The following is a 10,830-nucleotide window of genomic DNA, read 5'->3' as shown; positions in this document are numbered from 1 at the left end:
GCCAGCGCGACATGGCCGCGCTGCATGCGGTGTTCCTGTCGTTCTCCGCGCAGACGCGGATGAGCGGCGTCGATCTGTCCCCCCATGGGACTTCCTCCGGGGCGCCGAGCCGAGAGATTCGCAAGGGCGCGGCCGAGGCGGTGAAGAAATACGTCGAGGCGAACGGCGGCCGCTTCCCGGCCGACGTGGCGAACGCGGTGACGGACGTCGCGCGCCGCGGCCGCACGCCGCTCGTCGTCGCGGAGAAGCATGCCGATGCGGCCGGTCGGGGTGTCGCGCGCGTGCTCGGTGTGATCGAGCTGAAGGACATCGTGAAGGGCGGCATCAAGGAGCGTTTCGCCGAGCTGCGCAAGATGGGCATCAAGACCGTGATGGTGACGGGCGACAACCGGCTGACGGCCGCGGCGATCGCGGCGGAAGCCGGCGTCGACGACTTCCTCGCGGAAGCGACGCCCGAGGCGAAGCTGTCGACGATCCGCGAGCATCAGGCGGCGGGCCGGCTCGTCGCGATGACGGGCGACGGCACGAACGACGCGCCGGCGCTCGCGCAGGCCGACGTCGCGGTCGCGATGAACTCGGGCACGCAGGCGGCGAAGGAAGCGGGCAACATGGTCGACCTCGACTCGAATCCGACCAAGCTGATCGAGATCGTCGAGATCGGCAAGCAGATGCTGATGACGCGCGGCTCGCTCACGACGTTCTCGATCGCCAACGACATCGCGAAGTACTTCGCGATCATCCCGGCCGCGTTCGCGACGACCTATCCGCAACTGAACGCGCTGAACGTGATGCATCTCGCGACGCCCGCGTCGGCGATCATGTCGGCCGTGATCTTCAACGCGCTCATCATCGTGCTCTTGATTCCGCTCGCGCTGAAGGGCGTGCGCTACCGCGCGCTCGGCGCCGCGTCGCTGCTGCGCCGCAATCTGTTCATCTATGGCCTGGGCGGGATTCTCGTGCCGTTCGTCGGCATCAAGCTGATCGACGTCGTGCTCGCCGCCCTCGGCTGGGTTTAAAGGAACATCGCCATGAAATCACTGTTTCGTCCGCTCATCGTCGTGTTCGTCGTGCTGGTCGCCGTGACGGGGCTCGCGTATCCGGCCGTGATGACGGTCTTCGGCCAGGCCGTGTTCCCGTCGCAGGCGAACGGCAGCCTCATCGAGAAGGACGGCTTGGTCGTCGGCTCCGCGCTGATCGGCCAGCAGTTCGATGCGCCGCAGTACTTTTGGGGCCGCCTGTCCGCGACGAGCCCGATGCCGTACAACGCGACCAACTCGGGCGGTTCGAATCTCGGGCCGCTCAATCCGTCGCTCAAGGACCAGGTGAAAGGACGGCTCGACGCGCTGAAGGCGGCGGGCACCGATCTGTCGAAGCCCGTGCCCGTCGATCTCGTGACGGCGTCGGCGAGCGGCCTCGATCCGGAAATCAGCCCGGCCGCGGCCGACTACCAGGTCGCACGCGTCGCGCAAGCGCGCAAGATGGCGGAAGACGCGGTGCGGCGGCTCGTCGCGGACAATACGGCAGGCCGGCAGTTCGGCGTGCTCGGCGAGCCGCGCGTGAACGTGCTGAAGCTGAACCTCGCGCTCGATGCCGCGCAGGCCGCGCATTGACGCGCATTGACGCGAGACGCCGGGGAGCGCCGCGCCGTCCGCCAGGCCGCGCGGGCGCGTTCGCGGCGATCGTGGCGAACGCGGCGGCGTGAGCGCGCCGCCGCCCTTGTCGCCACGACATCCGGACGACGCCGCCTCGGCGTCGTCCTTTCCTTTTGGGGCGGTTTCGAACGACAATGAATTTCAGCCGCCAACCGGAGACTTCGGCCTCGCATGAACCGTCCCGATCCTGACCAGCTTCTCGACAAGATTCAACGGGAAGAGGAAAAGCAGCAGCGCGGCAAGCTGAAGGTTTTCTTCGGCGCGTCGGCGGGCGTCGGCAAGACCTACGCGATGCTGCTGGCTGCGCGCGCGCGCAAGCAGGAAGGCGTCGACGTCGTCGTCGGCATCGTCGAGACGCACGGCCGCAGCGAAACGGCGTCGCTCCTCGACGGGCTCGACGTGCTGCCGCTCGCGCAGATCGAATACCGTGGCCGCACGCTCGGCGAGTTCAATCTCGACGCGGCGCTCGCGCGCCGCCCGCAGCTCGTCCTCGTCGACGAGCTCGCGCACTCGAACGTGCCGGGCGCGCGGCACCTGAAGCGCTGGCAGGACGTGTACGAGCTGCTCGACGCGGGCATCGACGTCTACACGACCGTCAACGTCCAGCATCTCGAGAGCCTGAACGACGTGGTCGGCGCGATCACGGGCATCCGCGTGTGGGAAACCGTGCCCGATCGCGTGTTCGACGTCGCCGACGAAGTCACGCTCGTCGACCTGCCGGCCGAGGAGCTGCTGAGCCGGCTGCGCGAAGGCAAGGTCTATTTGGCGCAGCAGGCCGAGCGGGCGGTGCGCAACTTCTTCCGCAAGGGCAACCTGATCGCGTTGCGCGAGCTCGCGCTGCGCCGCACGGCCGACCGCGTCGACGCGCAGATGCGCGAGTATCGCGCGGACCGCTCGATCCAGCGGATCTGGCAGGCGCGCGAACGCTTGCTCGTGTGCGTCGGCCCCGGCCCCGAGGCGCCGACGCTCGTGCGGGCGGCCGCGCGCCTCGCCGCGAGCCTGAAGGCCGACTGGCTCGCCGTGTACGTCGAGACGCCGCGGCTCGCGCGGCTGCCGGGCGCGGTCAGGCAGCGCACGCTCAACGCATTGAAGCTCGCGGCCGAGCTCGGCGCCGAGACGGCGACGCTGACGGGCGCGGACGCGGTCGCCGCGCTGATCGGCTATGCACAGGTGCGCAACGTGTCGAAGATCGTCGCGGGCGGCTCGTCGAAGAGCGGCTTCCTGCGCCGCTTCTCGCGGCCGTTCGGCGAGCAGCTCGCGGAGCGCTCGGGCGACGTCGACCTGATGCTGATCCGCGCGTCGGCGAGCGAAGACGCGCGCACGCCGCTCGATCCGGGCGCGCGCGCGTGGCGCGACGCGTTCTCGAGCGTCGTCGACGGCCGCTCGCCGCCGCGCAACTACGGCTATGCGGCGGCGATCTGCGCGCTCATCACGGTCGTCGCGAACCTGCTGCACAGCCAGCTCGACCTGACCAACCTCGTGATGCTGTACCTGCTCGGCGTCGTGTTCTCGGCGGTGCGCCTCGGGCGCGGGCCGGGCGTCGTGCAGTCGTTCCTGTCGGTCGCCGCGTTCGATTTCTTCTTCGTGCCGCCGCGGATGTCGTTCTCCGTGTCGGATACGCAGTATCTGCTGACTTTTTTCGGAATGCTGCTCACGTCGCTCGTGATCAGCCATCTGACGTCGAGCCTCACGCGCGGCGCGTATATCGCGCGCCGCCGCGAGCGGCGCACGAGCGCGATGTACGCGATGGCGCGCGAGCTCGCGGCGGCGCTGACGGCCGAGCAGATCGTCGAGATCGGCAGCCGGCACGTCTCCGAGGTGTTCCGCGCGCGCGTCGCGATCCTCTTGCCCGACAGCGGCGACAAGGTCCAGCAGAAGATCGAGAATCCCGACGAGACGGTGACGATCACGGGCGCGGCGCTCGACATCGACGTCGGCCAATGGGTGTACGACCAGCAGAAGCCGGCGGGCCACGGCACCGATACGCTGCCCGCCGCCGCCGCGCTCTATCTGCCGCTGAAGGCGCCGATGCGCACGCGCGGTGTGCTCGCCGTCGTCACGAAGGATTCGCGCGAGCTCGAAGTGCCCGAGCAGCAGCGGATGCTCGACGCGTTCGCCGCGCAGATCGCGCTCGCGCTCGAGCGCGTCCATTACGTCGACATCGCGCGCGACGCGCTCGTCAACATGGAGTCCGAGCGGCTGCGCAACTCGTTGCTGTCGGCGATCTCGCACGATCTGCGCACGCCGCTCACGGCGATCGTCGGGCTGTCGTCGATGCTCGCGAACGCGCGCGGCGCGATGCGCAACGATGGCGGCGACGGCCCGCCCGCGCGCGAGGACGAGCTCGTCGAGGCGATTCACGACGAGGCGCTGCGGATGACGGGAATCGTCACGAACCTGCTCGACATGGCGCGGCTGCAGGCGGGCAGCCTGCAGCTCAAGCGCCAGTGGTCGCTGCTCGAGGAGACGGTCGGCGCGGCGCTCGCCGCGTGCAAGCGCGTGCTCGCGCGCCATCCGGCGCGGGTGCGGCTGCCCGCCGACCTGCCGCTGCTGCAGATGGACGCGGTGCTGATGGAGCGGCTCTTCGCGAACCTGTTCGAGAACGCGGCGAAGTACACGCCGCTCGATACGCCGATCGAGATCGGCGCGGAGCGGATCATCGACGACAGCCGGCCGTTCGTGCGCGTGTTCGTCGACGATCACGGCCCGGGGCTGCCGGCCGGCATGGAGACGCGGATCTTCGAGAAATTCACGCGCGGCGAGAAGGAATCGGCGACGCCCGGCATCGGCCTCGGGCTGGCGATCTGTCGCGCGATCGTCGACGCGCACGGCGGTAAAATCGGCGCGCTCAACCGGGTCGGGTCCGGCGGCAAGGTCGAGGGTGCGCGCTTCTGGTTCACGCTGCCGGTCGAGACGCCGCCGCCCGAGCCCGGCGTCGTCGACGAGGAAGCGGACGCCGAAGCGAATGAAGGCGCAGGCGGAGCCGCGGTCGGCGCCGCGATTGGCGAATCCGCCGCCGGGTCGCGCGCGCCGGGCGATCTCGCGGCCGGCGCGCGCGTCGCCGATGAACGCGGACGCGGCGAACGCGCTGCCGGAACGCCAGCCTCCGCGCCCGCCGGCGATCCTGCCCGATCCGCTTCGGCGGCGCCCGCGCCGCGCCGCGCCGACGGCGCGTCGGCGCCCGTATCCAACGAACATCCGCCTGCCCATGAGTGAACCGACCGTCACCGTCGTCCTGATCGAAGACGAAAAACAAATCCGCCGTTTCGTGCGCAGCGCGCTCGAGGAAGAGGGGATCGCCGTGTTCGACGCCGAAACGGGCCGCCAGGGCCTGATCGAAGCCGCGACGCGCAAGCCCGATCTCGCGATCGTCGATCTCGGCCTGCCGGACGGCGACGGCCTCGACGTGATCCGCGAGCTGCGCGGCTGGTCCGAGATGCCGGTGATCGTGCTGTCGGCGCGCACGCACGAGGAAGAGAAGGTGGCCGCGCTCGACGCGGGCGCCGACGACTACCTGACGAAGCCGTTCGGCGTGTCCGAGCTGCTCGCGCGGATTCGCGCGCATCTGCGGCGGCGCAATCAGGGCGGCGTGGCCGAGTCGCCGCTCGTGAAGTTCGGCGACGTGTCCGTCGACCTCGCGCTGCGGCGCGTGTGGCGCGGCGGCGAGGTCGTCCATCTGACGCCGCTCGAGTATCGGCTGCTCGCGACGCTCGTGCGGCACGCGGGCCGCGTGCTCACGCACCGGCAGTTGCTGCGCGACGTCTGGGGGCCGACGCACGTCGAGAGCCACCACTACCTGCGGATCTACATGGCGCACCTGCGGCAGAAGCTCGAGGCCGATCCCGCGCAGCCGCAGCACATCGTCACCGAGACGGGCGTTGGGTACCGGCTCGTCGGCGCGGGTTGACGCGGAGGGCGTCGCGGGCGCGCGCCGCCGAGCCGTATTGCTCGTCGCGGCGCCGCGTCGTGCCTCACCGCGCTTCGCCCCGTCTCGCCCTGTGTCGCCGCGTCTCGCTGCGTCTCGCCGCGCCGGCTGCGCAGGCCGTACCCGCCAGCCGGTCGCGACGCCCGAACCGAGTCCGGAGCGTCGGCTGCGCCTGACGCCGCCGCGCGCGTTTTTCTCTTATGCTGAGCGCTCGACAATCACAACGAGGAACTCAACCATGCTCGTCCGTCTACTGTGCGGTTGTGCATTGGGCATCGGCGCTGCGGCGGCGCTTGCGCAGCCGCTGCCGCCGAATCGGTCGGCCGCGCTCGCCAATCCGGCGTCGGTGAATTGCGAAAAGCTCGGCGGCAAGGTGGTGATCCACGACGGCCCGCGCGGTCAGTTCGGGATCTGCGTGTTCAAGGACGGGCGCGAATGCGACGAATGGGCGCTCTACCGCGACGACCGCTGCGTGCAGCTCGACGCGCACGGCTGGCCGATCGCGCAGCACGGCCGGAAGCCCGAGTCGAAGTGATGGCCGGCACGCCGCGCGGCGCGATTCGCGCCGGGCGCACGGCGGGCTTCTCGGCGCGAAGGCCCGGCCAGCGCGGTTGTAAGCCCCTTGTTATACTTTCGCCGCCCGGGGACGACCCTGGGCCGTCGATGTACAACGGGGACGACCCCATTTGACTCATGGAGAGTCTCCGCATGCCTTGGCTGTGGCTTCTCGTCGCCGGTCTGCTCGAAGTTGCGTGGGCGGCCGGTCTCAAATCGTCCGCGGGCTTCACGCGTCTCGGTCCCTCCATTTTCACGATCGTCACCGCGCTCGGCAGCTTCGGGCTCCTCGCCGTCGCGATGCGCGAGCTGCCGCTCGGCACCGCGTACGCGGTCTGGACGGGCATCGGCGCGGTCGGCGCGTTCATTTTCGGAATCGTGATGCTCGGCGAGGCGCTGACGCTCGCACGCATCGCGAGCGCGTCGCTGATCGTCGTCGGGCTCGTCGGCCTGAAACTGTCGTCGGCCGGCTGAGCTGCAAGGTTTGCCCAGGTCGGCGCGTCGCGGCTGTGCGCGACGCGCGTCTATAATGAAGCGGAATCCATCTGACAACGTCCCGCCGCCGCGCACGAATCGGCGGGGCCGGCGGGTCGATGGGCCGCTTCGCCCGGCGTCGGGCGCAGTCCGCCCGCGAACCGCGCGCATTGCGCAAGGAGGCGGCACATGGTCGAAGCCATTTCGCTCGGCGCGGGGCTCGCGTGGGCGAGCGGCCTGCGCCTCTATCTCACCGTGCTGATCGCGGGCGTGTTCGCGCGCCTCGGTCTCATTCACCTGCCCGATACGCTCGCGGTGCTGACGTCGCCATGGGTGATCGGCGCGGCCGCCGCGCTCGCCGTCGCCGAATTCCTCGCCGACAAGATCCCCGCGTTCGACTCGCTGTGGGACGCGGTCCACACGTTCATCCGGATTCCCGCGGGCGCCGTGCTCGCGGCGGGCGCGCTCGGCCACGCCGATCCGACGCTCCTCGCGATCGCGGGCCTCGCGGGCGGCACGCTCGCCGGCTCCGCGCACATCGCGAAGGCGGGCACGCGCGCGCTCATCAACCTGTCGCCGGAACCGATCTCGAACTGGATCGCGTCGACGACCGAAGACGGGCTCGCGGTCGGCGGGCTCGCGCTCGCATTCTTCGTGCCGCTCGTGTTCATCGCGCTGATGATCGGCTTTCTCGCGTTTTCCGCGTGGGCGCTGCCGCGGCTGTGGCGCGGCGTGTCGGGCGGCTTTCGCGGGATGGCGAACCACATGGTGTCGAGGCTGAATTCGATCGGGAGCAAGCGCGATTGACGGCGGCGGGTAAAACGATGCCGGCCGGCCGCCGCTTCGGCCTCGTCGATCTGCTGCGCCAGGCGGGCCGGATGACGCTGCGCGATTGGCGTGCGGGCGAGCTGACGCTCGTCGCGCTCGCGCTCGTGCTCGCCGTCGCGGCGCTCACTAGCGTCGGTTTTCTTGCCGACAGGCTGCGCCAGGGGCTCGAGCGCGACGCGCGCCGCATGCTCGGCGCGGACTTCGTGGTGCGGGCCGATCATCCGGTCGATCCGGCGTTCGCCCTCGAAGCGCGCGCGCTCGGCCTGTCGAGCGCGACGACCGCGATCTTCCCGAGCATGGTCGGCGCGCCGAACCCGCCCGCCGCGGAATCCGGCGCGAACGGAATGCCGCCCGTGCGGCTCGCGGCCGTGAAGGCCGTATCGGCCGGCTATCCGCTGCGCGGCGCGGTCGAGATCGCGCCCGATGCGAACGCGCGCGGCCGTCCTGCCGGTTCGATTCCGGTCCCCGGCACCGTGTGGATCGACCCGTCGCTCCTCGACGCGCTGCATCTGAAAGTCGGCGACGCGCTGCGCGTCGGCGGCCGCACGTTCACGGTCGGCGCGGCGATCACCCGCGAGCTCGATCGCGGCTTCTCATTCGTCAATTTCTCGCCGCGCGTGATGCTGCGTGCGGACGAGCTCGAGTCGACGGGGCTCACCGGCTACGGCAGCCGCGTCACGTACCGCCTCCTCGTCGCGGGCGACGACGCGGCCGTCGAGCGCTTCGCGAGCTACGCGCACGCGCGCGTCGACGGCGGCAAGCTGCGCGGCGTCGCGCTCGAATCGCTGCAGGAGGGGCAGCCGCAGGTGCGGCAGACGCTCGACCGCGCCCGCCATTTCCTCACGCTCGTCGCGCTCCTGACGGCGCTGCTCGCGGCCGTTGCGATCGCGATGTCCGCGCAGCGCTACATGCGCCGCCATCTCGACGGCTGCGCGGCGATGCGCTGCCTCGGCGCGAGCCGCCGCACGCTGACGGCGCTGTTCGCGATCGAATTCGTGCTGCTCGGCGTCGTTGGCGGCGTCGCGGGCGCGGCGCTCGGCTACGTCGGCCATCTCGTGCTGCTGCGTGCGCTCGGCAGCCTGATCGACGTCGTGCTGCCGCCGCCTTCCGTGTGGCCGGCGGCGATCGGCGTCGCGACAGGGCTCGTGCTGCTGCTCGGCTTCGCGCTGCCGCCGCTCGCGCCGTTGACGCGCGTGCCGCCCGTGCGCGTGCTGCGCCGCGAGTGGGGCGACGCGGGCCGCGTCGCGTGGGTGGGCTATGCAGCGGGCGTCGCGCTCTTCGCGGCGCTGCTCATTGCCGCGGCGGGCAACCCGGCGCTCGGCCTCATCGTCGCGGGCGGCTTCGCGGGCAGCCTCGTGCTGTTCGCGCTCGTCGCGCGGCTCGCACTCTTCGCGGCTGCGCGGCTCGTGCGCGACGGCCGCGTCGCGGCAGGGCTCGGCTGGCGCTACGCGCTCGCATCGCTCGACCGGCGCGGCGCCGCGAGCGCGCTGCAGATCACCGCGCTCGCGCTCGGCCTGATGTGCCTGCTCCTCATCGCGATCACCCGCAACGATCTCGTCGCCGGCTGGCGGCAGTCGACGCCGCCCGACGCGCCGAACCAGTTCCTGATCGACATCCAGCCCGACCAGCGCGACGACGTCGTCCGCTATCTCGCGGCGAACGGCATCGCGAATCCGGCGCTGTCGCCGATGGTGCGCGGGCGGCTGCTGTCGGTGAACGGCAAGCCGGTGAATCCGGACGACTACAAGAGCGACGATGCGCGTCGCCTTGTCGATCGCGAATTCAACCTGTCGTACACGACGCAGTTGCCGGGCGACAACCGGGTCGTCGCGGGCGACTGGTTCGGCGCGGCCGACGCGCCGCAGATCTCGATCGAGACGGGGCTCGCGAAGACGCTCGGCGTGAAGCTCGGCGACACGCTGCGCTTCGACGTGACGGGCCTGACCGTCGACGCGCCCGTGACGAGCGTGCGCAAGCTCGATTGGGGCACGTTCCGCGTGAACTTCTTCGTGCTGATGCCGCCCCCTGCGCTGCGCGATTTTCCGGCGACCTACATCACGAGCTTCCATCTGCCGTCCGTCCGGCAGCGTGTGCTCGACGGCCTGATCGCGCAGTATCCGAACCTGACGGCGATCGACGTCGCGCCGATCCTCGCACAGCTCGAACGCGTGCTGCTGCAGGTGATCGGCGCGGTGCAGTTCCTGTTCGGGTTCACGCTCGCGGCGGGCGTCCTCGTGCTGTACACGGCGCTCGCGGGCTCGCGCGACGAGCGCGTGCGCGAGGCCGCGCTGATGCGCGCGCTCGGCGCGTCGCGCGCGCAGGTGATCGCCGTGCAGCGCGCGGAGTTCATCGTCGTCGGCGTGCTCGCGGGCGCGATGGCGGCGGCGGGCGCGCTCGCGGTCGGCGCGGTGCTCGCGTCGCGCGTGTTCGATTTCCAGCTCGCGCCCGACCCGTGGCTCGTGCCGGCGGGCATCGCGGCGGGCGTCGCATGCGCGGGCGCGGCGGGGTGGCTCGGCCTGCGCGGCGTGCTGCGCCGCCCGGTGCTGCAATCGCTGCGCGATGCATGAATCGCGCGCACGCGCTATCTTCGCGCGGGCAGCTTCTCGTTCTCCCTGTTCGTTTTTTCCTTGTTCGTTTCATTTGACCGATGTCCGTATGACCGATGTAACCGATGACGCGCCGTCGCAGCCGACGGCATTCGAACGCGTGGGCGGCGAGGCGCGCGTGCGCGAGCTCGTCGACCGTTTCTACGACCTGATGGATCTCGAGCCCGAATTCGCCGGGATTCGCGCGCTGCATCCGCCGACGCTCGACGGCTCGCGCGACAAGCTGTTCTGGTTCCTGTGCGGCTGGCTCGGCGGCCCCGATCACTACGTCGAGCGCTTCGGCCATCCGCGGCTGCGCGCGCGGCATCTGCCGTTTCCGATCGCGTCGTCCGAGCGCGACCAGTGGCTGCGCTGCATCGCGTGGGCGATGGAGGACGCAGGGCTCGACGAGCCGCTGCGCGAGCGGCTGATGCACTCGTTCTACGACACGGCCGACTGGATGGTCAACCGACGTTAGTTAGTAAAAAATTTGTTTTAAATCAGCGGGGCAACTTCAGTTGGGGCTGGTCGCGAGACGCGGTCATTAGTTGCTTTCGGAAGCATAGCCTGCCGGCCGCCAAACTTCGATAGGTGGCGGCCGGCAGGCTAGAGCGCACAAAGCTTGGGGTGAGACGGAGCCCCTTAGCTGTCCATCCAGGCCATCGGGTACTTACTCAAGGGCGCGAAGGACAGATCGTCGAGTACGCACACCACGCGCAATGTTCGCCTGGCTTCAAGTTCTGAGTGCGCCGGGAGACCGGCAAGGAGTAAGTGGTGCAAGTCCACTGCGATGAAGGTATAGCGAGCCACA

9 protein-coding genes are annotated in these 10,830 nt (G+C 70.3%); all 9 read left to right on the top strand.

Annotated elements, in window-relative coordinates:
* Positions 1 to 1,016, top strand: a 1,016-nt coding sequence (kdpB, locus tag WS69_RS15300; protein ID WP_082716215.1) for a potassium-transporting ATPase subunit KdpB, incomplete at its 5' end; no start/stop codon positions are given.
* A 12-nt stretch (positions 1,017 to 1,028) separates the two neighbouring features.
* Positions 1,029 to 1,610, top strand: a complete 582-nt coding sequence (gene kdpC, locus WS69_RS15295; protein WP_059471581.1) for a potassium-transporting ATPase subunit KdpC — start codon at positions 1,029 to 1,031, stop codon at positions 1,608 to 1,610.
* A gap of 213 nt (positions 1,611 to 1,823) precedes the next feature.
* Positions 1,824 to 4,868, top strand: coding sequence for a DUF4118 domain-containing protein (locus WS69_RS15290; RefSeq protein ID WP_059471580.1), 3,045 nt, complete (start codon positions 1,824 to 1,826; stop codon positions 4,866 to 4,868).
* Positions 4,861 to 5,559, top strand: a complete 699-nt coding sequence (gene kdpE, locus WS69_RS15285) for a two-component system response regulator KdpE (RefSeq protein ID WP_059471583.1) — start codon at positions 4,861 to 4,863, stop codon at positions 5,557 to 5,559. Before WS69_RS15290 ends, kdpE begins: the two co-directional genes overlap by 8 nt.
* A 256-nt stretch (positions 5,560 to 5,815) precedes the next feature.
* Positions 5,816 to 6,112 (top strand): putative hemolysin, encoded by a 297-nt coding sequence (locus WS69_RS15280; protein WP_059471579.1) that lies wholly within the window; start codon positions 5,816 to 5,818, stop codon positions 6,110 to 6,112.
* A gap of 173 nt (positions 6,113 to 6,285) precedes the next feature.
* On the top strand, positions 6,286 to 6,606 hold the full coding sequence (gene sugE, locus WS69_RS15275; RefSeq protein ID WP_059471582.1) for a quaternary ammonium compound efflux SMR transporter SugE: 321 nt from the start codon (positions 6,286 to 6,288) through the stop codon (positions 6,604 to 6,606).
* A 189-nt stretch (positions 6,607 to 6,795) separates the two neighbouring features.
* Entirely contained in the window at positions 6,796 to 7,413 is a 618-nt protein-coding gene (locus WS69_RS15270; RefSeq protein WP_059471578.1) for a DUF4126 domain-containing protein, read from the top strand.
* Positions 7,410 to 10,001: an ABC transporter permease gene (locus tag WS69_RS15265; protein WP_059471577.1), complete on the top strand. Its 2,592-nt coding sequence runs from the start codon at positions 7,410 to 7,412 to the stop codon at positions 9,999 to 10,001. The genes WS69_RS15270 and WS69_RS15265 overlap by 4 nt, the downstream gene beginning before the upstream one ends.
* 88 nt (positions 10,002 to 10,089) lie before the next feature.
* Positions 10,090 to 10,497 (top strand): group II truncated hemoglobin, encoded by a 408-nt coding sequence (locus WS69_RS15260; protein WP_059471576.1) that lies wholly within the window; start codon positions 10,090 to 10,092, stop codon positions 10,495 to 10,497.
* The last annotated feature ends 333 nt before the right edge of the window (positions 10,498 to 10,830 follow it).

This window comes from Burkholderia sp. BDU5 (assembly GCF_001522845.1).
In the GTDB taxonomy this organism is placed as follows: Bacteria; Pseudomonadota; Gammaproteobacteria; order Burkholderiales; family Burkholderiaceae; genus Burkholderia; species Burkholderia mayonis.
This window is presented reverse-complemented; position numbering and strand designations above follow the sequence as displayed.